The sequence below is a fragment of the Kutzneria sp. NPDC051319 genome (genome assembly GCF_040682195.1).
Lineage (GTDB): Bacteria > Actinomycetota > Actinomycetes > Mycobacteriales > Pseudonocardiaceae > Kutzneria.
This window is the reverse complement of the sequence record NZ_JBFBAM010000011.1, coordinates 79,986-105,189: the sequence shown is the minus strand read 5'-3', so window position 1 is coordinate 105,189 and position 25,204 is coordinate 79,986. Positions and strand designations below refer to the sequence as shown.

Here is a 25,204-nt window from a genome sequence, read left to right as displayed (position 1 = left end):
TCCATAAATCGAACCAACTGGTTCGATCGTAACCGACGGCGGCGGTGGAACGAACCGGTTCGTTACCCTGGACACGTGGGGTACGACTCGAAGGCGACCAAGGAGCGGATTCTGGCCGCCGCGACCACGGAGTTCGCCGCGCACGGCGTCGCCGGCGCCCGGGTCGACCGCATCGCCGAGGCCGCGGAGGCCAACAAGCGGGCCATCTACGACTACTTCGGCGACAAGAAGGCGCTGTTCGCGGCCGTGCTGGAGCGCATGCTGTCCCGCTGCGCCGACGCCGTGCCGGTGGAGCCCGACCTCGCCGCCTACGCCCGCAAGCTGTTCGACTACCACGCGGCCAACCCCGAGGCGCTGCGCCTGCTGATGTGGGAGGCGCTGGAGATGGGCGGCCGCGAGGTGCCGGCCGAGGACATCCGCACCGCCGAGTACCAGAAGCGAGTGGCCTCGATCGACGATCACGTGCCGAATGCCGCGATGATCTACTTCTTCACGTTGGGCCTGGTCAACTGGGGCAGGGCCATGCCGCAGCTGCGCCGCATGGTGCTGGGCGCCGACTTCCCGCAGGACAAGCTGATCGAGGCGACGGTCGAGGCGGTCAGGACGCTGTCGGAACGATGACCTGCCGCACGGCCTCGCCGCCGGCCAGCTGGTCGAAGCCCTCGTTGACCTGGTCGAGGCGCAGCCGTCCGGACACCAGCTCGGGCACCGGCAGCAGGCCGGCCTGGTACAGCCGCACGAACCGCGGGATGTCCCGGCGGGGCACGCTGGAGCCCAGGTAGCTGCCGCGCAGCGTCCGCTCCTCGGCCACCAGGCTCAGCGCCGGCAGCACCAGCTGGCGGTCCGGGTGCGGCAGGCCGACGGTCACGGTCGTGCCGCCGATCCTGGTCGCGTGATAGGCCTGCGCCAGCACATGCTCGCTGCCGGTGGTGTCGATGACCTTGTCCGCGCCGCCGCCGGTGAGCTCCCGGAGCTCCTCGACGACGTCCGGGCCTCCTACGAGAACGTGATTTGCTCCCAACCGCGCCGCCAAGTCGCGTTTCGTTGCAACGATGTCGACCGCCACGATCCGGGCCGCCCCGGCCGCCCGAGCGGCCAGCAACGCCGCCATGCCGACGCCGCCGAGGCCGAACACCGCGACCGTCTCCCCCGGCTTGACCTCCGCGCTGTGGAACGCCGCCCCGGCGCCGGTCAGCACGGCGCAGCCGAACAGCGCCGCCAGCTCGAACGGCAGCGACGGATCCACCTTGACTGCGGACTTGCTCGACACCACGGCGTACTCCGCGAACGCCGACACCCCGAGGTGGTGGTTCTCCCCGCCGCGCCAACGCTTCTCCCCCGACAGCAGCGTGCCGGCGCGGTTCGCCACCGCCCCCGGCTCACACAGCGCGGGCCGTCCGGCCAGGCACATCCGACACGAGCCGCAGGCCGGCACGAAGGCCAGCACCACGTGGTCTCCCACCGCAAACTCCGCGTCCGGCCCCACCTCGACGACCTCGCCCGCCGCCTCGTGCCCCAGCACCATCGGCAGCGGCCGCGGCCGGGAGCCGTTGATCACCGACAGGTCGGAGTGGCACAGCCCGGCCGCCCCGATCCGCACCAGGATCTCCCCGCGCCCCGGCGGATCCAGCTCCAGCTCCGTCACCTGCAACGGCCGCGAGTCCGCGTACGGCCGCTCGACGCCGGAGGCCACCAGCACCGCCGCGTTCACCTTCATGCGCTCACCAGCTTCTCCAGCTCGTCCCGCATCGGCCCGGCGATCGGCACCGGACGGCGGGTCTCCCGGTCCACGAACACGTGGGTGAAGGTCCCCTCGGCGATCAGCGTGCGCCGGTCGCCGCGGAACAGGCCCGTCTCGTAGCGGACGCTGCTCGTGCCGAGGTGCCCGACGCGCAGCCCGACCGCGATGACCTCGGGAAACGACACCGAGGCCTTGTAGACGCAGTGCGACTCGACGCACAGGCCGATCGGGCCGTCGCCGTCCAGGTCGAGGCCGGCGCGTTCGATGAGCCAGGTGTTGATCACGGTGTCCATCACCGAGTAGTGCACCGCGTTGTTCACGTGCCCGTAGTGGTCGTTGTCCTTCCACCTGGTCGGCACGTCCTGCCAGTAGCCGTACTCGGTCATGCGCCCCATCTAACCGGAAAGCAGCTCCAGGGCGATCCGGCGCAGCTCGACCCGGTCGAGCCCGGCGTAGTCGGCCACGGCCCGCTCGTACGCGGCCCGGTCGGCGTCCATGGCGAACTGTCGTATCCGGTCGACGCCCACGAACGTCTTGCTGTAGCGCCACTTCTCGGCGATGGCCACCAGGCGGGCGGCCCGGGCCGGGGTCCGCTCGGCATCGGTGGCGGCCACCGCGAGCAGCAGCGCCCCGAGCACGGGATAGCCGCCGATCGACAGCTGCGTCGGCACCGGCGGGGTCACCAGCATCGCGGCCAGCCGCTCGGTCTGGCCCCGCGTGACGGACTCGACCTCGGCCAGCCGCCCGTGCAGGGCGTGCGCGATGACCGCGGCGGCCTCGTTCTCCAGCGTCCACACCTCGAAGCCGGGCAGGTTCTGCCGTATCAGCTCCTCGTCGTGCAGGCGGGCGACGGACTCCCGCCACAGTGCGAGCCCACCGTCGACGTCGCCTCGGCTGAGCTGGATCATCGCGCGCAGGCCGAGTCCCGGCGACAGCACGTCCGCGTCGCCGTAGGACGGCGCGACCTCGGCGAACCAGCGCTCGGCCTGGTCGGTGTCGCCGAGTTGCAGGCACGCGACCACCGCGCCCCAGCGGACGCCGGCCTCGGTCGGCCAGCCGGGCTGGTCGCCGAGCAGCGCCAGCACCACGTGTACCTGCGCCAACGCGTCCTCGGGTCGGCCGGCTTGCAGGCACAACTCGGCGTAGCGGGCGTGCACCGAGATCCGTATCCAGCTCGGCGGCCCCTGGTCGAACAACACCAGCGCCCGGTGCGCCGCCGCCAGCGCGTTCTCGATGTCGCACTCGACCTCGTACAGGTACGTCATGAAGAGATTGGCCACGGCGGCCAGCAGCGGCTCGTCGCTCTCGCACAGCGCCGGGTACTGCTCGCCCGGTGTGACAGCGCAGATCGCCACCGCCCGCAGCAGCGTGGTCGGCGGCGCCGGCGGCAGCCGTCGCAGCACCGCGAGCGCGCGCACGGCCCTCGGCCCCTGCACGGCGTACGTGGTCGCGATGCCGAGCGTGGCCAGCGTCCGCGTCGCCTCCAGCGTCTCGTCGTCCGGCTCGTAGTGCGAGAGCAGCCAGCCCGTGGCCTCCTGGAGCCACACCAGCCGCGGGTAGCGGTTCTCGACCACCCACAGGTTGGCCTGCACGACGGCGATCGCCACCATGCTGCGCGCGTCGCCGCGGTCCAGCGCGTAGCGCAGCGCCTGGGCCAGGTTGTCCAGCTCGCTGCGGATCAGCTCCACGGTCGCCGTGGGATGCTCCGCGTACACCTTGTCGTGGTGGGTCAGGCCGAATTCCGTGGCCCACGACAGAAAACCCTCGATCGCACGGTCTGGGTCGGCGCGGCGGGCGGCGGCGAACTCACGCACCGTGTCCAGCATCAGAAACCGGCTGCCCCAGCGCGTGTCCACGACCTTGAGCAGCGATTGCCCAACCAGGTCAGCGAGATCGCCGTCGACGAGGTGACGGGCGGCGTCGGCGGTGAAGCCGCCCGGGAACACTGACAGGGCCGCCAGCGCCTGCTGGCCCTCCTCGTCGAGCAGGTTCCAGCCCCAGTCGACCACCGCCGCCAGCGTGCGGTGCCGGGCCGGCGAGTCCCGGGAACCACCGCGCAGCAAGGAAAACCGGTTGTCCAGGCGATCCGCGATCTCCCGCACGGACATCACCCGGACCTTCGCCGCCGCCAGCTCGACCGCCAGCGGCAGGCCGTCCAGGTGCCGGCAGATGGTCGTGACGACGTCGTCCGGCAGCTCCACGTCCGGTCGCGCGGCGCGGGCCCGCTGCCGGAACAGCTCGGCGCTGGTCGACAGGGTCAGCTCCGGCAGCAGGTAGACCGACTCCGAGGACAGACCCAGCGGAGCACGACTCGTGGTGAGAATTCGCAGCTCACGGCCCATGGCCACCAGCGCGCGCACGAGTTCGGCGACGCCCTCCACGACATGCTCGCAGTTGTCCAGGACGAGCAGACCAGCACCGAGGGCGGCAACGATGCCGGTGATCTCGTTGCCGATCCGGGCCGGCCGGGCGCCATCACCGATCGCCGCGGCGACCTCGCCGGCCACGTCGTCGTCCGAGGCCACACCGGCCAGCGTGACGAAGTGGACCAGGCGCTGCTCGGCCTCGCGGCTGACCACGGTGGCCAGCCGGGTCTTGCCGAGGCCGCCCGGGCCGACGACGGAGACGACCCGGGCGGACCGGAGCAGCTCCCTCAGCTTGACGATGTCGTCGTCCCGGCCGAGCAGCTGGTTCGGCTCGTTGGCGACACCGTGTCGCTGCGGCGGAGTCCCGTCGTGCAGCAGCTCTTGGTGCAGGGCCTGGAGTTCCGGGCCGGGATCGACGCCCAGCTCGTCGCGGATCTTGCGGCGGTAGGCGTCGTAGCGGGCCAGCGCCCGCGCCGGACCGGCGGTGGCCGCCTCGGACCTCAGCAGCGCGGTGAGGGTCTCTTCGTCGCCGTTCGGGTCGAGGGCCTCGACGGCTTCCTGGTGGCGGCACAGCCGCGACAGCGCGAGGCCCCGCATTCGTTGCAGCTCAAGGTAAGTCGACGCCCTTGCCGCCCGGAGCTGGGACAGCGGATCGCCGTTGGCCGTGGCGTCCGGCTCGCCGTCCCAGCAGGCCAGGCCCTTCTCGGCCGCCTCCAGTGCCTTGTGGGCGTCGGCATTTCGGGTGTCACGGGCGTGCAGGAGCACCGCGGTGGCGTCGACCTCGTCGGCGGCCAGGGTGAGGCGGTAGCCGGTGGCGGTGTTGGCGATCAGATCGGCCCCGAACTGCGAGCGGATCCGCGAGACCAGGACCTGCACCGCCTTGGTCGGGTTCTCCGGCCGTGCGTCCGGCCACAGGCCGTCGACCAGCGCCGGCACGCTGCACCCGGCCCGGAGGCTGCCGGCCAGCAGCGCCAGCAGGCCACGCAGCCGTGGCCCGGTGACCTCCCGCCCCCGGCAGCCCACCCGCGACAGCAGGGTCAGCTCGGTGCTCACCCGCTCAGATTAGGGCCTCGACCTGGTGGACCTCTCGGTTTCGGGGACGCGGCAGGCGCTGGTTCAGCCAGGCCACCCGCTGGGCCAGGTCGCCGTGGCCCAGCGCGGCGACGGCGAGTTTCGGCAGGTCGACGCGGCTCCACTGGTCGCCGTTGAGCGTGACGACCTTGAGGTTCTTCAGCCCGTCGAGCGCCTCGACGTTCGTCACCTCGACGCCGGACAGGTCCAGCCGGACCAGTGACGTCATGGTGGCGACGACCCGGGCGTCGACCGGGTGCCGCAGGCCGGACAGCCGGAGGCTCCACAGGGTCGCACCGGCCAGCGGCGCCAGGTCGAGCTCGCGGGCGTCGATCTTGAGCGCCTCCAGGCCCGGCAGGTTCACGGCACGGACCACGCCCGCCCCGTTGACGCGCAGGTCCCGCAGGTTCGGCAGCACGGCGAGGGACCCCAGGTCGAACTCGTCCCGGTGGTTCACGTTCACCCGCTGGATGTGCAGATCCGGCGTCGGCTCGCCGTGGAGGACGAGCTCCGCGGGCCGCGATGCCTCGTCAGGCCACGCCCACGGGGGCAACAGGCTCGCGACCGAGTCGGCGACCAGGCCGGCCATCTCGCCGTGCTCGTCGAACCAGAGGACCTGGCCGGGGCGGCCACGCTCGGCCGGATCGAGGTCGACGGCGAGGTGGCGCCAGTCGTCGTCCACCGCGAACGGGAGCCACCAGTCGTTGCGGCACAGGCGTTTCACGTGACCATGCGGCCAGACGTCCAGCACCGGGCCCAGTTCCAGCGGCTTGTCGTCGTCCCAGCCGCCGAACCGGAGCTTCTTGCTGGTGCGCCACTTGACCAGCTCCTCCAGCGTGGCCAGGCGGAACTCGCCAAGGATGGTCAGGCCGTTACGGTGCAGGGCGCGGAGATCCTCGGGCAGGCGGAAGCCGAGTTCCCGTTCCGTGGTGATGATGTCGTCCTCGCTACGGCCTTCGCCGCCGGCCGGTGCGCGGGCCAGCGCCGCCGGATCCGTTGGGGCGTCGGTGATCCGGGCGTGTTCGGGCAGCGGGATGCTGCCCTTGAGCGGATGGCCGGGCAGGCGGAACTTCTTGCCCCGCACCACGGTCGCGCCCTCGTCGCCGAGGTCGTAGGTGTAGGCCAGGCGGATCTCGCCGGTCGAGCGCACCACGAACTCGCAGACCGCGTCGGGTCGGCCGGCCAGCACCGCCGTGGCCAGGTCCCTTTGCCGGACCCGCAGCGCGGGGCCGCTGCCGAGGACGCCACTGTCGTCGTATCCGGACCGGCCGGAATAGCCGGACGCGGTGCAGCGCATCGCGATGGTGGCCGTGCGCCAGCCGTCCGGTCCGCCGGCGTGAATGGCTCTGGCCAGCGCGAGCACGGCCTCGTTCAGTTCCACGCCCTGGATGCTAGATGCCTTGGGGGAAGGCGAAGACCCGATTCGGATCATAGGTCCGCGCGATCTCCGCGAGGCGCGGGGCGTTGGCGCCGTAGTAGGCCTGACGCCAGTCCGGCATGTCCGGGTCGATGTAGTTGACGAACCCGTGCGCGCCGAACCACTCGCCGAGTTGCCGCCGCACGGGCGCGAGCTCGCCGCGGGCGTCGGCGGCGGTGGTGCGGACCTTGTTGGTCACCTGGATGCTGCCGATGGCGTCGCGGTGCGGGAAAGCCCCGTCGCCACGGGCGATCGCGCCGCCGAAGCTGTCGATGAGGCAGAACAACTCCGGGCCCGTCGTGACGAGATCGACCATGGCCTGCGCGTCCATCGGGCCGGTGAGCATGCGGGACGTCGACACGAACGACTCCCGCTCCCCGACCGGGTCTGCGTAGTGGTCCATCGTCGCCGGGAAGTCGAGTTCCCGTTGGTAGCGCACGGGATTGCCGCCGATGCGACGGGCAAGGTCGTCGATCAGGCCGGTGTCCGGGCCGACCAGGCAGCCCGAGGTCTGGGCGAAACCCCGTCCGACGCGGCACTGCGACCACATCTCGTCGGGCTGCCCGGCCTGCCATTCCTGCCAGGAGGCGAGAATCCGCGGCCGGCGATCAAGGGGATAGTCCAGGGACCACACCGTCAACGGCTCGGCCGGCGTGGTGCGGAAGGTGAACGAGGTGACGACACCGAAGTTGCCGCCGCCCCCGCCTCGCAGCGCCCAGAACAGGTCCGGCTCCCGCGTTTCCGACACGGTTCTCGCGGCGCCGTCGGCGGTGACGATCCTGGCCTCGATCAGCTGATCGCTGGTCAGGCCACATTTGCGGCCGAGGACACCGATGCCGCCGCCGAGCGTGAGGCCCGCGATGCCGACCGTCGGGCAGGTGCCGGCCGACAGCATCCGGCCGGCCCGGCCGATTCCCGCGTAGACGCCGGCCATTCGCGCGCCGGCGCCGACGATCGCCACGCCGTCGGCCCGCACCTCGACGGTGTCCAGGTGCGACACGTCGATGATCAGGCCGCCGTCCGGCGTGGAATAGCCGGCGTAGCTGTGGCCGCCGCTGCGGGCCGCGACCGGAATCCCTTGCGTGGCGGCGAATTCCACGCACCGCTGGACGTCGGCCTCGGTCTCGCACCACGCGATCGCCGCCGGCCGGCGGTCGTCGTACAGGGTGAGGAAGGCGAGCTTGGCCCGCGCGTACTCGGCGTCCGACGGCGTGACCAGCCGTCCTGTCAGCGCGCGGGCCAAGGTGTCCACCCGGTCAAGTTACTTGCGGCGAAACGACACGCCCAAGACCTTTTCCAGATACACCTCGATGAACACCCGCAGGTACGGGTCCTCACCCATCGCGGTGAACACGTCCAGCAGGCGCTGGTCGACCTGCTCGGTCAGCAGGATGATCCGCCACAGGTTCAGCGGCCGGTCCCGCGCGCCGGCCACCGAGTGCTCCACGTGGAAGAGCGGCTGCTCGGTGGTGGCCCGATGCCCCTCGAACTCCGTGCCGGCGACGAAGAACGCCCGCTGGTTGCCGTGGTCGAGGCGGACGTGCTCGATGATCGTGCCGAAGCGGTCCGGGTCGGCCCACAGCCGCTGGTCCGACACCCGGGTGAAGTCCTCCAGGCCGTCATGGCGGACGCTGGGCCACTTGATGGCGCTGCCGGCCTTGACCACGGTCGGGATGTAGACGTCGGGGGCGGCCGCCTTGCGCGCCTCCATGTCCCACAGCGTCTCCCGGGTGAACGTCACGTCCCGGTCCAGCTCGTAGCGCTCGGCCAGCACCTGGTTGACGTCCACCGGCGGCAGGTCGATCGCGGTCACGCCCGGCGTGCGCCAGGCCTCGTCCAGCACCTTCTCGTGGTCCATGTCAGGCCAATCGGTCGGTGAGCCAGTCGCGCACCACGCGCCAGCTCCGGTGGGCGGGGTTGATGACGTCGAAGTGGTTGGCGCCGTCGAACTCGACGGGGTCGCCGGCGTACTTCGACGCCACCACGTCGTCGGCCTCGCCGTGGATGGTCAACAGCGGCACCGTCGCCGGGCGCGTGACCTCGGCGTAGCGGTCGGGCACCTCGTCGTGGTGGCCGCCGAGCAGCCAGAACGGAATGCCCTGACCGGCGTTGGCCACCACCACCGGCGCGAACTCCGGGGCCTGGGCCGGCGGCGCGCCGGCCGGCTCCTCGGCGTCGGGGTCGGTGAACACGGAGCCCAGCCGGTCCTTGTCGGCTTCGACGAGGTCGAGCACGCCCGCCAGCGACACGGCACCCTGGAGCTGGACCTTGCCGTCGGTGCGGCTGGCCAGGTACTTGGCCAGCTGGCCGCCGGCGGAGTGGCCGACGACCTGCACCTTCGTCAGGTCGAGGCGCTCGTCCAGGCCGTCAAGATGGTCGATCGCCGCGGCCACGTCGTCGAAGGTGCCGGGCCAGCCGCCGCCTTCCTCACCGAGGCGGCGGTACTCGATGTTCCACACCGCGAAACCGGCGCCGACCAGGTCGTCGGCCAGTGGCGTGACCTGCCGGCGATCGAACATGGCCGTCCAGTAGCCACCGTGGACCAGGACGACGACCGGGAACGGCCCGTCCCCTGCCGGCAGATACAGCTCCCCGACCTGGGAGGGGTGCGGGCCGTAGGCGACGGTTCGGACCGCGCGGCGACCGTCCTCGGCGTCGTCGTAGCGGACGCCGCGGTTCGAGCTCACCAGCGTGTCGATGGTGGCGAAGAAGGCCGCGATCTCCGGCCGGTCGCCGCCCTTGGCCCTGGACTCGTCCCAGGCCGTGTCGTCCGTCCACTCCACCAGGTCCAGCCAGGTGTCCTCGGCGACGCGGATCAGCTTGGCCGCGACGAAGCCCCGCCGGTCGCGCCGGAACGCGTCGACCATGCCCGGGCGGGCCGCCAGCATCGCGGCCGTGTTGTCCGGTTTGACGGTGAAGGTGGTCAGTTCGATGACCGACATCGGGGTCCCTCCTCGTGTTCCTGTAGTCAACGTTAGTGACTATCACTAATGTTGACCATACCGGGGTGGCTAGGATCACCGCATGGCACTCCCCGACGCGCTGCTCGACCTGCTGCGCAAGCCCAGCCCCTGCTTCGTGGCCACGTCCAACCCGGACGGATCGCCCCAGCTCACCCAGACCTGGGTGGACACCGACGGCGAGCACGTGCTCGTCAACACCGTCGAGGGCTTCCAGAAGGTGCGCAACATGAGGCGGGACCCCCGGATCGCCCTCAACATCGCCGATCCGGACAACCCCTTCCGCTACTTCCGGGTGCGGGGCCGCGTCCTCGGCATCACCCCCGACGGCGGCGCCGACCACATCGACCTGCTGGCCAAGCGCTACACCGGGCAGCCCTACGCCTGGTACGGCGGGCGGGACCAGGTGCGGCTCATCGTCACCATCGCCGCCGAGGACGTCAGCGGCATGGGCTGAGGTCTGGTAGGCAGGACGTCGTGGATCCCGTGCGGGCGTTGGAGCAGGTCGCGTTCGAGCTCGAACGCGCCGGCGAGCCCAGCTACCGGGTCCGTGCCTTCCGCAAGGCCGCCGCCGTCATCGCCGAGGTGCCGGCGGAGCAGTTGGCCCAGATGGTGCGAATGGGCTCTCTGACCCGGCTGCCCGGCATCGGCAAGGCCACCGCCGGCGTGGTCGAGAACGCCGTGCGCGGCGAGACCATCTCGTACCTGGAGAAGGCTCAGGCCACCCCCGGCCCCGACCTCACCGCCGGCGCCGGGCTGCGGGCCCTGCTCCGCGGCGACTGCCACACCCATTCCGACTGGTCCGACGGCGGCAGTCCCCCTTCCGTCATGGCTCAGGCCGCCCGGGACCTCGGGCACAACTGGATCGCCCTCACCGACCACTCCCCGCGCCTCACCGTGGCCAACGGCCTGTCGGCTGATCGGCTGCGCCAGCAGCTCGACCTCATCGACGCCCTGAACGCCGCGATGGCCCCGTTTCGGATCCTCACCGGCATCGAGGTCGACATCAACCTGGACGGCTCCCTCGACCAGTCCGAGGAGCTCCTGTCCCGCCTCGACGTCGTCGTCGCCAGCGTCCACTCCAAGCTCCGCATGCCCGCCGACGAGATGACCCCTCGCCTGCTCACCGCCGTCGCCAACCCCCACGTCACCGTCCTCGGCCACTGCACCGGCCGCCTCGTCACCGGCCGCGGCCGCCCCGAGTCCGAGTTCGACGCCCCCGCCGTCTTCGCCGCCTGCCAGGCGCATTCCGTCGCCGTCGAGGTCAACTCCCGCCCCGAGCGCCTCGATCCCCCCAAGCGGTTGCTCAGGTTGGCCGTCGACGCCGGCTGTCACTTCGCCATCGACACCGACGCCCACGCCCCCGGCCAGCTCACCTGGCAGGCCCTCGGCTGCGCCCGCGCCGAGGAATGCGGCGTCGAAGCCGGCCGGGTCATCAACACCTGGTCCGCGGATGAGCTGCTGGACTGGGCCGGTCGCCGCTGAACAGGATCCCCCGATGCAGGGAAGGACGCCTTACCCTCGTTGAACGCGGGTAAGGCGTCCTTCCCTGCATGACGGGGGGCTCTTCGTGAGCCGCCGGCGTGGTTCAGACGGGGATGAGCCGGGACACCAAAACGCCCAGCTGGCGGGCGTTGCGGCATTCGTGCATCTCGACGACCGTGGCGTAGTCGTGGGCGGCGGAGTCGCCGGTGGACCAGAGGGCGCGGCGTTCGGGGTTGAGCCAGAAGGAGCGGCGGGCGGGGCGGAGGATGTGGGCGAGGACCGCGAGGCGGGGGTCGCCGTGGTTGTTGCGAGCGTCGCCGAGGATGAGGACGGAGGTCCGCGGGCCGATGACGTCGGGGTAGCGGTCGGCGAACTCGTCGAGGGAGCGGCCGTAGTCGGAGTGGCCGTCCCAACGGATGACGGAGGCCTCGGTGAGGATGCGGGAGCCCAGGGCGGCGGGGTCGGCGACGCCGGCGGTGACGAGGTGGGTGACCTCGTCGATGCCGTCGACGAAGGCGAAGACGCGGACCTTGGAGAACTGGTCGCGCAGGGCCTGCACCAAGAGCATGGTGAAGTTGGCGAAAGAGGCGACGGAGCCGGACATGTCGCACAGCAGCACGATCTCGGGACGGCCGGGGCGGTGCTTGCGGAACACCGGGGTCATGGGCACGCCGCCGGTGGACAGGGAGCGCCGAAGAGTGCGGCGGAGATCGATCTGACCACGAGCGGCGCGGCGGCGACGGGCCGCGAGGCGGGTGGCCAGCTTGCGGGCCAAGGGCTGAACCATGCGGCGCATCTCGGCGACCTGGGCGCGGCCGGCCTGGAGGAAGTCGACCTGGTCGGGTGTGGGCGGAACGGCGCTGCGGGAAAGGCGTTCACGGCCGCGAAGCTCGGCGACGCGGCGAAGGGCCTCGCCCCGCACGAGCTCACGGAAACGCTCGATGCGACGGCGGATCTCGTCACGGTCGAGGCGCTCGGTGAAGCCGGCCTGAGCCTGCATGGCGGCCAGCACTCGGACGAGCAAGGTCTGGGGCTGCACCCGGTCCAAGGTCTGGTGCGCGGACCAGCCGCTGGAGCCGGAGCCGCCCTGCCCGTACTCGCCGAAGGCGTCGACGGCCAGCCCGGCCAGCTGCGACAGCTCGGACTCGTCGTCGGAGGCGAAGGCGGCGACGAGCCGGTCGTTGAGCTCGTCGAGGGTGAGGTGCTCGTGCCGGGCCTGCTCGGGAATGCCCACGCCCAAAGGGAAGAACAGGTCGAAGGTGGAGTCGAAGACGGCACGCTGGCCGTCCCGGCGGATCAGGCAGGCCGCGAGGCCCTCACGGGTGCGCTCGCGGTCGTCGAAGCCCAGCACCTCCAGCGCGGCGGCGGCGTCGACGGTCTCCCCCGGCCCGGCCTGAATTCCCTTGGCCCGCAGGGCCTGCACGAATTCGGTGAGACGGTCCGAGACCGTCACAGCTTGTCCAGTTCGAGCCGCTGCCCCGCTTTGACGATGTCCTCCTGGTGCTTGAGGATCACGCCGAGGCTGTCCCGCACGACCTGCTCGTCGAGGGTCTCGGCGCCGAGTTCGAGCAGCGTCCGGGCCCAGTCGATGGTCTCGGCGACCGACGGCGACTTGCGCAGTTCCATGGCCCGCAAGGCGTTGATCACGCGTACGAGCGACGTGGCGAGGGTGTCGTCGATGCCGGGCACGCGGGCCAGCACGATGCGCTTTTCCAGGTCCTCGTCGGGGAAATCGATGTGCAGGAACAGGCATCGCCGCCGCAGGGCCTCGGACAGCTCACGGGTGGCGTTGGACGTCAGCACGGCGAACGGCCGCTGCGTGGCGGTGATGGTGCCGAGTTCGGGCACGGTGACCTGGAAGTCTCCGAGCACCTCCAGCAGCAGCCCCTCCACTTCGACGTCGGCCTTGTCGGTCTCGTCGATCAGCAGCACGGTCGGCTCGTCGCCGCGGATGGCGGTGAGCAGCGGCCGCGCGAGCAGGAATTCCTCGCTGAAGATGTCGTTGCGGGTCTGGTCCCACGTCTCGTCGCGCCCGGCGGTGATCCGCAGCAGCTGCTTGGCGTGGTTCCACTCGTACAGCGCCCGCGACTCGTCGACGCCCTCGTAGCACTGCAGCCGCACCAGCCGCGACCCGGTGACCTGGGCGACCGCCTTGGCCAGCTCGGTCTTGCCGACGCCGGCCGGGCCCTCCACCAGCAGCGGCTTGCCGAGCCGGTCGGCGAGGTACACGGTCGTCGCGACCGCGTCGGACGCCAGGTAGCCGGCCTCGGCCAGCCGCCCGGCCACCTCGTCGACGGACGTGAAGAACCCGGTCACGCGTGCCTCTTCTCAGCTCGTGGTAGTCCCTCCGGTAGATGAACTTAGCTGCTCCAGCTCCTCGTCGACACGGGCCTGATGCTCGGCGAGGTCGGCGCGGGCCTGCCTGGGCCGCCAGCGGCCGACCATGACGAAGATCAACGGCAGGAACACCGCCTCGCCGCCGACGCACACCCACCACCAGTTCTGCCACTGGCCGGGCGTGGCCGCGGCCGCCGCCTGCACCTCGGCGGCGTGCTCCTGGAGGAAGGCCATGTCCGCCTTCGGCACGGCCGCGGCCGCCTTGAGCCGTTCCACCGCGGTGGCCTGGTCGACGTTCTGGCCCTGCATGATCTCGGCGACGGCCTTGGTCCCCGCCTCGGGATCGGCCGGGTTGCGGCCCAATGCGCCCAGCGTGGCCGGGTCGACGACGGCGATGGTCTTGAGCTGCGTGTCGTACTTCGCGGCCAGCGTCGACACTTCGGTGCCGTACTGCACGAGCGGCGTCATGGACGTGACGACGAACGGCAGGGCGAAGATCGACAGCGCCACCACGGCCCGGATGATCCAGCCCCACACGGCCAGGCCGGTCGCGGTCAGCGCCGGGTTGATGCGTTCGACGGTCTCGGTGAAGCTCGCCATCCACGGCGCGTAGGCGATGGCCATGAACACCGCCAGCACGCTGATGATCCAGACGAAGGTGTAGTAGCCGGTGTCCGGCGCGGTGGCGCGGGTCAGGAACACGATCGTCATCGCGATGGCGCCGAGGCCGCCGACGAGCATGAACGGCTTGCGCACGCCCAGCCGGTCGGAGATCACGCCCACCACGATCAGCGACAGCGCGTCGATGCCCCAGAACCAGTTCCCGATGCCGTTGGCCTGGGCCAGGCTGAAGCCGTAGATGGTGGTGAAGTAGATGGTGAAGAAGCCGACCGCGGTGTAGTAGATGATCAGGAACACCGCGATGGCGAAGGCCGAGCCGACCACCCGCAAGGTCATCATCTGCCGCCACGGGCGTTCGATCGCCTTGGCCACGTCGATGCCCGCCGCCCGCGCCTCGATCAGCGCGCGGTCGCGCATGCTGACCATGAGCTGGTCGCGCAGGTTGGGCGACAGCTCCCGCAGCCCGAACAGGGCGATCACGAAGACGACCAGCCCGACGATGCCGCAGATGACGAACTGGGAGCGCCAGTCGGGCAGCACGCCGATCGTGTTGCTGGAGACCTCGGACAGCACGAGGCTGCCGACCACCGGTCCGAGCGTCCAGAAGCCCATCGCCGAGGCGCGGCCCAGCTGCGGCGAGAAGTCGCGCACCAGGGCCGGCGTGGCGACGAGGATGATCCCTTCGACGAAGCTGACCAGGGCGAACAGCACGCCGAAGGTCAACTGGTCGGGGGCGTTCGGTATGCCGAACAGCGTCAGCAGGCCGGTGACGCCCAGGCCGTACGCGACGAGGTTGGCCCGTCCCCACCGGTCGGCCAGGCCGGCCAGCAGCGAGGAGAAGGCGCCGATCGCGTTGCCCACCACGGAGATGTAGACGTAGTAAGGGAAAGTCATGTGGTAGTGGGCGATGATCTCCGTCGCGACCGCGCCCGGCACGTACAGCTCGTAGTAGAGCACGACCGTCGCCACGACCACGATTCCCAGGTACCAGAGGCGCCGCCCGGTTTCGGGGTAGTGATCCAGCCGACGCTGCCACAGGACGCTCATCAACGCCTCCTTCGGACTACGTTGTCCGCAGCGATAACCTATGTCACAGGTCACAGGTACGCGGCCGTACTTTAGGGGTTGGCGGACGGTGGGACAAGAGGGCTCCCTGGCCAGACGGCACGACGACGCCCCGGGTCTGCCCCGGGGCCGCTCCAGCCTGCCCGCCGACGAGGTCCGGGCCGCTCAGCGCCAGCGCCTGCTGACCGCCACCGTCGCCGCCGTGGCCGCCGCCGGCTTCCACAGCATCACCGTCGCCGACATCGTCCGCGGCGCCCGCGTCTCCCGTGCCGCCTTCTACGCCCACTTCCGTGACAAGGAGGACTGCTTCCTCGCCGCCACCGCCTACGGCGGCAACCTGCTCGTGGACGCCGTCGTCGGCGCCACCCGCGCCCTGCCCCCGGATTCCGCCCCTGAGGCCATCCTGCGCGCCTCGTGCCGGGCGTTCCTCCGCTTCCTGGCCGACGAGCCCGCCTTCGCCCGCGTCTTCTACATCGACATGCCCGCCGCCGGCGCCGGGGCCGTGAACCGCATGGACGCCGCCCAGCACCGCTTCGCCGAGCTGAACCGCACCTGGCACCGGCACGCTCTCGGCCACCACCCCGAGTGGCCAACCGTGCCCTACGACGCCTACCTCGCCCTCGCCGGCGCCACCACCGAGCTCGTCAGCGTCCGCGTCCGTCACAACCGCGCCACCGAGCTTCCCGACCTGGAGAACACCTTGGTGGCCCTGCACTTGGCCGTCCTCGCCGCCCAGCGCTGGCCTACAACCCCCGCGAGTCCCGCCTAGCGTCATACCGAAATGTATGAGCAAGTTTCACACATTTCGGTGTGACGCTGAGCGGGACTCGCGGGGGGATGGCGGTGGTGGCAGGGGCGCTGGGCATGCTGGTTCCTGTCGGCCGTCGTGTGCGGCGGCATCCAATCGGCCGGTGCGGTGATACTGGAGGCGTGACGGATCACTGGCATCAGCCGCTGCGGCACATCAAGGGCGTGAGCCTGACCGGGGACACCGGCCAGACGAACGGCATGACGCGGCTGGAGGCGATCTCCGGGAAGACGGTGGGCTCCAGCAAGGTGTGGATGGGCGAGACGCACGTGGCCCCGGCGACGAACTCGGGCGATCACCATCACGGCGAGGCGGAGACGGCCATCTACGTGAAGGAAGGGCGCCCGGTGTTCGTCTTCGCGGACGGGGACGAGGAGATCCGGCTGGAGACGGGGCCGGGTGACTACGTGTTCGTGCCGCCGTATGTGCCGCACCGGGAGGAGAATCCGGGCGATGAGCCGGCGGTGGTGATCATCGCCCGGAGCAGCCAGGAGGGCATCGTGGTCAACCTGCCGAGCCTGTGGCCCGACAAGGGTCAGGAGCGCTCGTAAGGGGTCTTCTCGCCGGCCTCGACGGGGAAGGGCAAGCGGTTGCCCTCGGGCGGCAGGGGGCAGGTGGCGAAGTCGGTGAAGGCGCACGGGAGGTTGACGGCGCGGTTGAAGTCGAGGGTGACGGCGCCGCCGGAAGCGGGGGCGGCGACGGCCAGGGAGCGGTTGGCGGCGTAGGTGGTGACGCCGCTGGTGGCATCGGTGAACAAGATGCTGAGGCCGCCGGACTTGCCGTTGAAGGCGGTGAGGGTGTGCTCGACGCCGTCACGGGAGAAGCGGACGAGGCCGGGGGCGGTGTAGACGTGGCTGAGGCCCTCGACCACGGCGCCGACGGTGGTGGGGCGAGGCGCGTCGAAGGGCTCGAAGACGCCGGAGAAGACGAAGGACTCGGACGGCTCGTAGGCCGGAACGCCACGGAACTCGCGCAACACTGGCGCCTTGGGGTCGTGGACCCGGATGAGGTAGCCGGAGCGACGGGCGACCTCGATCTCCAGGTCGCCGGCGATGATCCGGACGCCGGAGCCGCTGTTGACCAGCTCCAACCTCAGAACCTCCGTGACGGCACCACCTTCGTAGGTCGCGGAAGCGCCCTGGGGGTCGAAGTAGGCGGCCTCGGAGTCCTGCCACCACAACCCGGGCAAACCGGGATAGGACCGGGGGCCGTCCTCCAGCCAGTCCAGGGAGACCAAGGCCAGCCAGCCGTACGGGTCGGCCAATCCCTGCTCACGTTCGGTGTGCCACGCCTGCCACTCGCCCGCGAAAGTCATGTACGCAACAACGCCGACGAGGCCGGAGGCATTTCCCGTCTCACCAAGTGGACACGGGCGTGAAGGACGGCGGCGGCATGTCGGCGTCGAAGGGGAACATGGGTCGCTGGATGCCCACGTGCCCGAGCCGGAGGAGGTCCTGGTCGACGCCGCCGGGGGTGAGGGCCAACAGCCAGTCGGCGGCCATGTCGTAGAGCTCGGGCTCCAGGTAGCCGATCTTGACGATGACCAGGTCGGCGGTGCGCGGCGACAGCCCGAGGTCCAGGAAGTCGGATTCGAGGTGGTACGGCTTGCGGCGCTCGGTGACGATCACCTTCAGGCCCCGCACCCCCAGCACCACGGCGACCCCGGCGACGGGGTCGTTGGCGTCGATGGCCTCGACGACGGCGGTCACCGGCACCGGACCGCACGGACCGGAGTCGATGTGCCCGCCGACGGAGACGGTCACCTGCTGGCCGATGCCGGCCCGGACGGCGGCGGCCGTGGCGGCCGGATCGACGATCTGGGCGTAGATCGTGTACTGGGCGAGGACCGAGGGCATGCCGAGGAGTTCCCGCAGGCTCCACGAGGTGTCGCCGGCGCCGCCGGCGGTGGGATTGTCGCCGGAGTCGCTGATGAAGAACGGCCGTGCGGAGCTGGCAAGCGCTTGCGTGACGCACTCGGCCAGACTTCCCGTGGGGGCAACGAAAGCGAAGTCGCGCCGGGCGTCCCAATAGGCCTGGGCGAGACGGGAGGCCTGAGCGGTGATCACCGAGAGGTCGTCGCCGGTGACGACAATGGCGGCCTGGCACCGGGGTTCGTCGGCCCAGGCGTAGCCGACCCAGATGGCGGCGTCGAGAACCCCGGGCAAGGCCTCGACTTCGTCCACCAACGCGTAAACGCCGCGGGCGGGCTCGATGCGGGTGCTGGTCTTCTCACCGGGCAGCAGCACGGGCACCTGCACCCACGCCTTCAACGGCTTTCCGCCGTCCCGCAGCCGATCGACGAGGTTGCGCACGGCCCGCTCACGGGTGTCCCAGGCGTCGGTGTGCGGGGCCTTGCGGTAGCACGTGATCAGGTCCAGCGCACGGGCCAGGCGGTGAGAAACGTTGCCGTGCAAGTCCATTGACGCCGACACGAGCACATCGGGCCCGATGACGGCGCGGATGCCCTCGATGAGGTCGGCCTCCACGTCGACCCGGCCGACCACGCTCATGGCCCCGTGGATGTCGAAGAACAGGCCGTCCAGGGGTCCGCACGAGCGCAGCCGGGCGTAGATCTCCTCCGACAGGGCGGCGTAGGTCTGCTCGGTGACCGCGCCCCCGGGTAGAGACACGGCGTGCAGCAGCGGCACCCACTCAACTGAAGGATCCAGGAATGAGTACCGCGCCAACAGATCGGAGCCGCGGGTGACGCGGAAATCGTCCACAGTGGTCCGATGGGGCGAGAAAGTGCTGGACTCGATGGCAATCCCGGCGATCCCGATGCGCGTCATCAGCGCGACTCCCCTCGTAGTGCCTCGTCCAGAACGGATTCCAGGGCCAGCGAGCCGGCCCCGAGCAGACCGGCGTCGACGCCGCCGAGCACGGTGTCGATCCGCAGCCGACGCGTGGCCAACGGGAGGCAGCGCTCGTACAGGGCCCCACGCGCGGCGGCTACGAAGGCCTCGGCACCGGCCAAGGCCCCGCCCAGAAGCACGGCATCGGGGTTGGCGAAGTTGACCACGGTGGCCAGCACCTCCCCCAACAGCCCGCCGGCCCGACGGATCGCGGTGATCACGGTGGCGTTGGCATCCTCAGACGCGGCAAGGACATCGGCGGTGCTGGCCACGCCGAGCTGCGCCACCAACGCCGCGCCGCTGGCCACGGTCTCCAGGCAGCCGTGATTCCCGCACGTGCACGGCCGATCGCCGCCGGCTGGAATGCGCACGTGGCTGATGTCCCCGGCGGCCCCGTCCCGGCCGCGGTGCAGCCGCCCGTCGACGACCAGCCCCGAGCCGATGCCGGTGCCGGCCTTGACCACCACCAACGTCTCCCCCGGCGCCCCACGCCGAGCCTGCCCCAGGGCCAGGAGGTTGGCGTCGTTGTCGATCACCACCGGCACCGGGAACAACCGCTGCAACGCCTCACGGGCCGGAAACCCGCGCCAGCCGGGCATTCGCGACGGCAGCGTGACCGTGCCGGCCACGACATCCACCGGCCCGGGCAGCCCCACGCCGACCCCGAGCCACCGCCCCGCCGGCCGCTCGGTCGCCTCCAGTGAGTTCACCGCGGCGAAGATTTCATCCAGCAGCAAGGAAGGATCGGTGTCGATGCTGATCGACAGCTCGTGGGTGCTGATCAACGAGCCGGTCATGTCCATCGGCCCCAGCCGCACGTGCCGGGATCCGATGTCGATCGTCCAGACGTGTCCAAAGTCCGCGTTCACGCTCAGCAGCCGCGGCCGACGCCCGCCCTGCGAGCGCCCTTCGCCCTGCTCCACCAGAACCCCGGCACTCAGCAGGGCGTGCACCCGAAGGTTCACTGTGGACGGTGGCAGCGAGAGTGCGACGGCGAGCTCGTTGCGGGAGGTGGCGCGGCCGGCGGCGACCAGCTCCACCACGCGGGCAGCGCCGGCCTCAAGCCCGTGCATCGTTGACACATTTCTGGTTCAAGTGTCGAGAACACCGCCTCGCCAGTAGTTCACCCGGCCGCCACCGTGAGTATAGTCAGCCAAAAAATCCCAGCAAGAGGACTTACAACAGCTTTGTTGGAAGTGAGGCGGGATGCGACGAAGGCTCGGCCGGGTGGCCGCCATCATCTGCTGTCTGGTGCTCACGGCCTGCGCCGGCGGCCAGGTGCGGCACGGCGTGGGCGGCCCGAACTCCGTGAGCTTCGCGCTGCCGCCCTCGGCCACCCCGAACTGGATCCTGCCGCTGACCATCCCCGGCTACACGGCCAGCTACAACGGCGTCATCCAGTCGGCGCTGTTCCTGCCGCTGTACGCCTACGACGGCTCGTCGGGCGCGGTCGCCCGCGACGACAAGGCCAGTGCCGCCGACCCGCCCGTGTACGCCCCGGACGGCAAGTCGGTCACCATCACGCTCAAGCCGCTGGCCTGGTCCGACGGCACGCCGCTGACCAGCCAGGACGTCCAGTTCTGGTTCGACCTGGTGCGCGCGGCCAAGGACGACTGGGGCGCCTACTCCAAGGGCCTGATTCCCGACGACGTCACCGACTTCCGCATCGTCGACGACCACACCTTCACGCTGACGCTGGACAAGACGTACAACCCGGGTTGGTTCACGGCCAACCAGCTGGCGCTGATCACGCCGCTGCCCCGGCACGCCTGGGCCCACGACCCGGATCCGCGCAAGACCTTCGACTACCTGGTGGCGCAGGCCAAGAACCTCGGCGGCTACAACAGCAATCCACTGTGGAAGGTCGTGGACGGCCCGTTCGCGCTGGAGTCGTTCTCCCCCACCGGCCAGGTCACGCTGGTCAGGAACCCGCGCTACACCGGGGAAGACGCCGCGCGCCTGGACAAGATCACGTTCCTGACGTTCACCAGCTCGGCCGCCGAGTACAACGTGCTGCTGGCCGGCGGCGTGGACTACGGCTACGTGCCGACCACGAACCTGGGCCAGAAGTCCAAGCTGGAGTCGCTGGGCTACCGGATCGAGCCGTGGAACGGCTGGTCCATCACCTACATCCCGTACAACTTCAACAATCCGGCCCTGGGCGCCGTCTTCAAGCAGCTCTACGTCCGACAGGCGATCCAGCACGCGGTCGACCAGAAGGCCATCTCGCAGGTGATCTGGCGCGGCACGGCCACTCCCGGCTACGGCCCGGTGCCCCAGGACAACGACCCGACCTTCCTGTCCGACACGCAGAAGAACACCCCGTACCCGTTCGACCTCGACGCGGCCCGAAAGCTGCTGGCCGATCACGGCTGGCAGATCGGCGCCGACGGCATCCAGGCCTGCCAGGAGCCGGAGAAGTGCGGCCAGGGCGTCGACAAGGGCGCCCGGCTGTCCATGACGCTGCTGACCGAGTCGGGCTCCGACGAGACGGACGGCACCATGCAGGAGCTGAAGTCGGAGCTGTCCAGGGTCGGCATCGAGCTGCGGATCAACGCCCAGCCGCTGAACACCGTGCTGGCCAACGGAACCACGTGCGAGCCGAGCAGCCCGGCCTGCTCCTGGCAGCTGTCGTACTTCGGCACGCAGGGCAGCTGGTACTTCCCGGCCTATCCCAGCGGCGAGCAGCTGTTCGCGACCGACGCGAGCGTGAACTTCGGCAACTACCGGGACAAGCCGACCGACGACCTGATCGGGGCGTCCACGCTGTCCACCTCGCCGCAGTCCATGGTGGACTACAGCGCCCGGCTGGCCGAGCAGCTGCCGGTGATCTGGATGCCCAACCCGCCCTACCAGGTGTCGGCCATCGACACCTCGATCGGCGGCATCACGCAGGACCCGTTGGCGGGCCTGCAACCCCAGCGCTGGTTCCGGAGGTGACGCCATGACCCGATTCCTGGCCCGCCGGCTGCTGCTGGCCCTGCTCGTCGTCTTCCTGGTCACGGTGGTGACGTTCGTAATCCTGCACCTGCTGCCCGGCGGCCCCGCCCGCGGCGTCCTGGGTGTGAAGGCGACCACGGAGCAGATCGACGCGTTCACCAGGTCGCAGGGCTTCGACCAGTCGCTTCCCGTGCAGTACTGGGACTATCTGGTCCGCCTGCTGCACGGGGACCTAGGATCCTCGTACACCCTCAACACCGACGTCAGCACGCTGCTGGCCGAGCGTCTGCCGAAAACCCTTGTGCTGACGGCGACCTCGACCATCCTGGGCATCATCGTGGCGCTGCCGCTGGGAGTCTGGCAGGCGACGCGACGCGGCCGGGCGCTCGACGTGGTCAGCACCGGACTGGCCTTCGTGCTGTACGCGACGCCGGTGTTCTTCCTGTCGCTGCTGCTGATCATCCTGTTCGCCCAGGTCTGGCCGATCTTTCCGGCCCAGGCCGCGCAGGGCGACACCCTGGCCGACCTGCTGTCCCAGCCGGGATCGCTGGTGCTGCCGGTGATCGCCGGCGGGGCGGCCACGGCCGTGGCCTACAGCCGGTACATGCGGTCATCCACAGTGGACAACCTGGCCGAGGACTACGTCCGCACGGCGCGGGCCAAGGGCACGCCGGAGCGCACCATCCTGTGGCGGCACGTGTGGCCCAACTCGCTGACCTCGGTGGTCTCGCTGATCGGCTACTCGATCCCGGTGGTGTTCGGCGGCTCGCTGGTGGTGGAGTCGATGTTCAACTATCCCGGCGTCGGCCTGCTGTTCTGGACCGCCGCCCGCAACGCCGACTTCCCCGTGCTGCTCGGCGTGGTGCTGGTGATCGCCGTGACCACCGTGCTGGGGTCGCTGCTGGCCGACGTGCTGCAACTGCTGATCGACCCACGGGTCCGGGTGCCGGGAGCGAAGTCATGACCACCATCGCCGTGCCGACCCGATTCCGCCTGCGCGGCAACGGCCTCGCCGTCGTCGGCACGACGATCCTAGTCCTCGTGCTGGCTTTCTGCCTGCTGGGGCCGCTGCTCTACCACACCGACCAGGTGCACACCGACCTCGGCGCGGCCCGGCTTTCCCCGGGCCAGCAGGGGCATCCGCTCGGCACCGACGATCTCGGCTACGACGTGCTGGGCCGCCTCATGATCGCCGGCCGGACCTCGCTGGCCATCGGCGTGCTCGCCGGCCTGCTGGCCACGGCGATCGGCGCGATCTGGGGCGCCCTCGCCGGCTACGCGGGCGGCTGGCTGGACGCGGTGCTGATGCGCATCGTCGACACCGGCGTGGCGATTCCCGCGCTGTTCCTACTGCTGGTGGCGGCCACGCTGATCACGCCGTCGATCGGCGTGCTGTCACTGGTGATCGGCTGCGTGTCCTGGCTGGTGCCGGCCCGGCTGATGCGCGCCGAGGCGGCGACGCTGCGGGAGCGGGACTTCATCAAGGCGATCACGGTGATGGGCGCCGGCCGGTTCCGGGTGGTGTTCACCCACCTGCTGCCCAACGCGGTCGGCACGCTGGTGGTGGCCGGCACGTTCCAGATCGCCGAGGCGATCCTGCTGGTGGCGTACGTGAGCTTCCTCGGGCTCGGCGTGCCGCCACCGGCCACCGACTGGGGCGCGATGCTGAGCAAGGGCATCACGTACACCTACGACGGCGCGTGGTGGCTGATCCTGCCGCCCGGCGTCGCGATCGTGCTCATCGTGTGCGCGATCAACTTCGTCGGCGACGGGCTGCGCGACGCGTTCGCGGCGAGGGGGCGGTCATGAGCGAGCTTGCGAGCGAATCATCCAGCCCAGAGCGTCCGCGAGAGCGGACGCCGTGCCCCAGCGAGTCGTCCGGCGCGAACGCCGCGGCAAGGGTGCTGGAGATCGCCGACCTGCGGGTCGGCTACGGTTCCACCGTCGCCGTGGACGGTCTGTCGGTCACCGTGTCCAGGGGCGAGATCGTCGCCCTCGTCGGCGAGTCGGGCTCCGGCAAGAGCACGGTCGCGCTGGCGGCGCTCGGCCTGCTCCCCCGGTCCGCCCGCGTCGAGGGCACGATCACTCTGGCCGGCAAGGACGTTGGCAGCGCAACGCCGGAGGAGCTCCGGCAGCTGCGCGGGCGCGGCGCCGGCATGGTGTTCCAGGAGCCGATGACCGCGCTGAACCCGGTGCTCACCATCGGTTTCCAGGTGGCCGAGTCCATCCGCAACCACGATCCCCAGCCCCGCAGGCACAAGTCCAGGAACGACAAGCACTACCACGACCGCTGCGTCGAGTTGCTGGAACGGGTCGGCGTGCCGGACGCGGCCAAGCGGCTCAAGCAGTACCCCCATCAGCTCTCCGGCGGCCTCCGGCAGCGGGTGCTGATCGCCATCGCCATCGCCGCCGGACCCGGCCTCATCCTGGCCGACGAGCCGACGACGGCCCTCGATGTCACCGTGCAGCAACAGATCCTGGACCTGATCCGGGACATCCGCGACACCGAGGGCACCGGCACGCTGCTGATCACCCACAACCTCGGCGTGGTCGCGGACATCGCCGACCGGGTCATCGTGCTGCGCAACGGAAAGGTCGTCGAGGAGGCCGACACCGAGACGTTGTTCGCCAGCCCCAAGGCCGACTACACGAGGCAACTCCTCGCCGCCGTGCCGAAACTCGGCGACACGCAGCACGAGGACCAGCCCGCGGCTGAGAACGCCGTGCTCCAGCTTCGCGACATCGTGGTGGAGTACCACGGCCGACGGGTCGTGGACGACGTCTCGCTGACCGTGGACAAGGGCGAGATCGTCGGTTTGGTCGGTGAATCCGGCTCCGGCAAGACCACCCTCGCCCAGTGCGCCCTCGGTCTCGTCACGCCGAAGTCCGGCGCCGTCGACGTGTTCGGCGGCAGGCTGGACCGCAGGGCCCGCCGCCGACTCGGCGTCGTGTTCCAGGATCCGGCGTCCTCTTTGGACCCGACGAAGACCGTCGCGCAGACCATCGCCGAGCCGCTGGTGATCCACACCCGCACGGGCCGGGCCGAGCGGCAACACAAGGTCCGGGAGCTGATGGACGCCGTCGAGCTGCCGCAGAGCCTGCTGAACCGGCGCGGCCACGAGCTGTCCGGCGGCCAGCGGCAGCGGGTCAGCCTGGCCCGGGCCGTGGTGCTGGGGCCGGATCTGTTGATCGCCGACGAGCCGACCAGCGCCCTGGACGTGTCGGTGCAGGCGGCGGTGCTGGACGTGCTGGAGCGGCTCCATGTCGAGTTCGGCTTCGGCTGCCTGTTCATCAGCCACGACCTCGCCGTGGTGGACCGCGTCTGCGACCGGGTGGCGGTGCTGCGGGGCGGCCAACTGGTGGAGCAAGGCCCTTGCGCCACAGTTCTGCACCACCCTGAGCATCCCTACACCCAGGCCCTCCTGCTGGCCTCGCCTGTGCCCGATCCGGCCGCGCAGCGTGAACGCCGACGGTCGGCCCGCGCCTGAATGCGACGATAGGGACCATTTCCGCGCCGGGGCCCGAACGGGCAGAAATGTCG

Annotated in this window: 22 protein-coding genes; 9 read left to right on the top strand and 13 right to left on the bottom strand. The window is 70.6% G+C overall.

Features of this window, described 5'->3' with window-relative positions; genetic code table 11:
• Window positions 1-75 precede the first annotated feature (75 nt).
• On the top strand, window positions 76-621 hold the full coding sequence (locus tag AB0M73_RS13940; protein WP_363890873.1) for a TetR family transcriptional regulator: 546 nt from the start codon (window positions 76-78) through the stop codon (window positions 619-621).
• On the opposite strand, the gene AB0M73_RS13935 is transcribed toward AB0M73_RS13940, so the two are convergent.
• Genes AB0M73_RS13935 through AB0M73_RS13905 form a run of 7 tightly spaced genes read right to left on the bottom strand, consistent with a single transcriptional unit; the run spans window position 599 to window position 9,537 of the window.
• Entirely contained in the window at window positions 599-1,717 is a 1,119-nt protein-coding gene (locus AB0M73_RS13935; protein WP_043716130.1) for a zinc-binding dehydrogenase, read from the bottom strand. The two genes, AB0M73_RS13940 and AB0M73_RS13935, sit on opposite strands and share 23 nt — an antisense overlap.
• The gene (locus AB0M73_RS13930) at window positions 1,714-2,127 is read right to left on the bottom strand and encodes a thioesterase family protein (RefSeq protein ID WP_084579046.1); all 414 of its coding nucleotides are present in this window, start codon (window positions 2,125-2,127) and stop codon (window positions 1,714-1,716) included. The genes AB0M73_RS13935 and AB0M73_RS13930 overlap by 4 nt, the downstream gene beginning before the upstream one ends.
• A gap of 9 nt (window positions 2,128-2,136) precedes the next feature.
• Window positions 2,137-5,160 carry a BTAD domain-containing putative transcriptional regulator gene (locus tag AB0M73_RS13925; protein ID WP_363890872.1) on the bottom strand — a complete coding sequence of 1,008 codons (3,024 nt, stop codon included), beginning with the start codon at window positions 5,158-5,160 and terminating at the stop codon, window positions 2,137-2,139.
• Between the two features lie 4 nt (window positions 5,161-5,164).
• A complete protein-coding gene (locus AB0M73_RS13920) occupies window positions 5,165-6,559 on the bottom strand; it encodes an SMI1/KNR4 family protein (RefSeq protein WP_363890871.1) in 1,395 nt (464 codons plus the stop codon).
• A gap of 10 nt (window positions 6,560-6,569) precedes the next feature.
• Window positions 6,570-7,847: an FAD-binding oxidoreductase gene (locus AB0M73_RS13915; RefSeq protein WP_363890869.1), complete on the bottom strand. Its 1,278-nt coding sequence runs from the start codon at window positions 7,845-7,847 to the stop codon at window positions 6,570-6,572.
• 9 nt (window positions 7,848-7,856) lie between these two features.
• Window positions 7,857-8,453 (bottom strand): hypothetical protein, encoded by a 597-nt coding sequence (locus tag AB0M73_RS13910; protein WP_363890867.1) that lies wholly within the window; start codon window positions 8,451-8,453, stop codon window positions 7,857-7,859.
• A 1-nt stretch (window position 8,454) separates the two neighbouring features.
• Window positions 8,455-9,537: an alpha/beta hydrolase gene (locus tag AB0M73_RS13905; protein ID WP_363890866.1), complete on the bottom strand. Its 1,083-nt coding sequence runs from the start codon at window positions 9,535-9,537 to the stop codon at window positions 8,455-8,457.
• Between the two features lie 82 nt (window positions 9,538-9,619).
• On the opposite strand from AB0M73_RS13905, the gene AB0M73_RS13900 reads away from it, so the two are divergent.
• Both AB0M73_RS13900 and AB0M73_RS13895 read left to right on the top strand, forming a co-directional pair.
• Window positions 9,620-10,012 (top strand): PPOX class F420-dependent oxidoreductase, encoded by a 393-nt coding sequence (locus tag AB0M73_RS13900; protein WP_363890864.1) that lies wholly within the window; start codon window positions 9,620-9,622, stop codon window positions 10,010-10,012.
• 20 nt (window positions 10,013-10,032) lie between these two features.
• Window positions 10,033-11,040: a PHP domain-containing protein gene (locus AB0M73_RS13895; RefSeq protein WP_363890863.1), complete on the top strand. Its 1,008-nt coding sequence runs from the start codon at window positions 10,033-10,035 to the stop codon at window positions 11,038-11,040.
• Between the two features lie 103 nt (window positions 11,041-11,143).
• Here AB0M73_RS13895 and AB0M73_RS13890 read toward each other — a convergent pair whose 3' ends face one another.
• Genes AB0M73_RS13890 through AB0M73_RS13880 form a run of 3 tightly spaced genes read right to left on the bottom strand, consistent with a single transcriptional unit; the run spans window position 11,144 to window position 15,045 of the window.
• Window positions 11,144-12,493: a VWA domain-containing protein gene (locus tag AB0M73_RS13890; RefSeq protein WP_363890861.1), complete on the bottom strand. Its 1,350-nt coding sequence runs from the start codon at window positions 12,491-12,493 to the stop codon at window positions 11,144-11,146.
• The gene (locus tag AB0M73_RS13885; protein ID WP_363890859.1) at window positions 12,490-13,356 is read right to left on the bottom strand and encodes a MoxR family ATPase; all 867 of its coding nucleotides are present in this window, start codon (window positions 13,354-13,356) and stop codon (window positions 12,490-12,492) included. The genes AB0M73_RS13890 and AB0M73_RS13885 overlap by 4 nt, the downstream gene beginning before the upstream one ends.
• 12 nt (window positions 13,357-13,368) lie before the next feature.
• Entirely contained in the window at window positions 13,369-15,045 is a 1,677-nt protein-coding gene (locus AB0M73_RS13880; RefSeq protein ID WP_363890857.1) for an MFS transporter, read from the bottom strand.
• Between the two features lie 88 nt (window positions 15,046-15,133).
• On the opposite strand from AB0M73_RS13880, the gene AB0M73_RS13875 reads away from it, so the two are divergent.
• Both AB0M73_RS13875 and AB0M73_RS13870 read left to right on the top strand, forming a co-directional pair.
• Window positions 15,134-15,832: a helix-turn-helix domain-containing protein gene (locus tag AB0M73_RS13875; protein WP_363890856.1), complete on the top strand. Its 699-nt coding sequence runs from the start codon at window positions 15,134-15,136 to the stop codon at window positions 15,830-15,832.
• A gap of 161 nt (window positions 15,833-15,993) precedes the next feature.
• Complete coding sequence (locus tag AB0M73_RS13870) at window positions 15,994-16,422, top strand: cupin domain-containing protein (RefSeq protein ID WP_363890854.1); 429 nt, start codon at window positions 15,994-15,996, stop codon at window positions 16,420-16,422.
• Here AB0M73_RS13870 and AB0M73_RS13865 read toward each other — a convergent pair.
• The 3 genes from AB0M73_RS13865 to AB0M73_RS13855 are packed head-to-tail and all read right to left on the bottom strand — an operon-like array spanning window position 16,407 to window position 19,796.
• Window positions 16,407-17,186: a DUF1684 domain-containing protein gene (locus AB0M73_RS13865; protein WP_363890852.1), complete on the bottom strand. Its 780-nt coding sequence runs from the start codon at window positions 17,184-17,186 to the stop codon at window positions 16,407-16,409. The genes AB0M73_RS13870 and AB0M73_RS13865 overlap by 16 nt on opposite strands.
• Before the next feature lie 40 nt (window positions 17,187-17,226).
• A complete protein-coding gene (locus AB0M73_RS13860) occupies window positions 17,227-18,660 on the bottom strand; it encodes a M81 family metallopeptidase (protein WP_363890850.1) in 1,434 nt (477 codons plus the stop codon).
• The gene (locus AB0M73_RS13855) at window positions 18,660-19,796 is read right to left on the bottom strand and encodes an ROK family transcriptional regulator (RefSeq protein WP_363890849.1); all 1,137 of its coding nucleotides are present in this window, start codon (window positions 19,794-19,796) and stop codon (window positions 18,660-18,662) included. Before AB0M73_RS13855 ends, AB0M73_RS13860 begins: the two co-directional genes overlap by 1 nt.
• Before the next feature lie 133 nt (window positions 19,797-19,929).
• Between AB0M73_RS13855 and AB0M73_RS13850 the strand changes: the two genes are divergently transcribed.
• From AB0M73_RS13850 to AB0M73_RS13835, 4 genes are read left to right on the top strand one after another with little or no spacing between them, the layout of a single operon-like run.
• Complete coding sequence (locus AB0M73_RS13850) at window positions 19,930-21,663, top strand: peptide ABC transporter substrate-binding protein (RefSeq protein ID WP_363890847.1); 1,734 nt, start codon at window positions 19,930-19,932, stop codon at window positions 21,661-21,663.
• 4 nt (window positions 21,664-21,667) lie between these two features.
• Window positions 21,668-22,627 carry an ABC transporter permease gene (locus tag AB0M73_RS13845; protein ID WP_363890845.1) on the top strand — a complete coding sequence of 320 codons (960 nt, stop codon included), beginning with the start codon at window positions 21,668-21,670 and terminating at the stop codon, window positions 22,625-22,627.
• Entirely contained in the window at window positions 22,624-23,472 is an 849-nt protein-coding gene (locus AB0M73_RS13840) for an ABC transporter permease (protein WP_363890843.1), read from the top strand. Before AB0M73_RS13845 ends, AB0M73_RS13840 begins: the two co-directional genes overlap by 4 nt.
• The gene (locus tag AB0M73_RS13835; protein ID WP_363890841.1) at window positions 23,469-25,151 is read left to right on the top strand and encodes an ABC transporter ATP-binding protein; all 1,683 of its coding nucleotides are present in this window, start codon (window positions 23,469-23,471) and stop codon (window positions 25,149-25,151) included. Before AB0M73_RS13840 ends, AB0M73_RS13835 begins: the two co-directional genes overlap by 4 nt.
• Window positions 25,152-25,204: the final 53 nt, after the last annotated feature.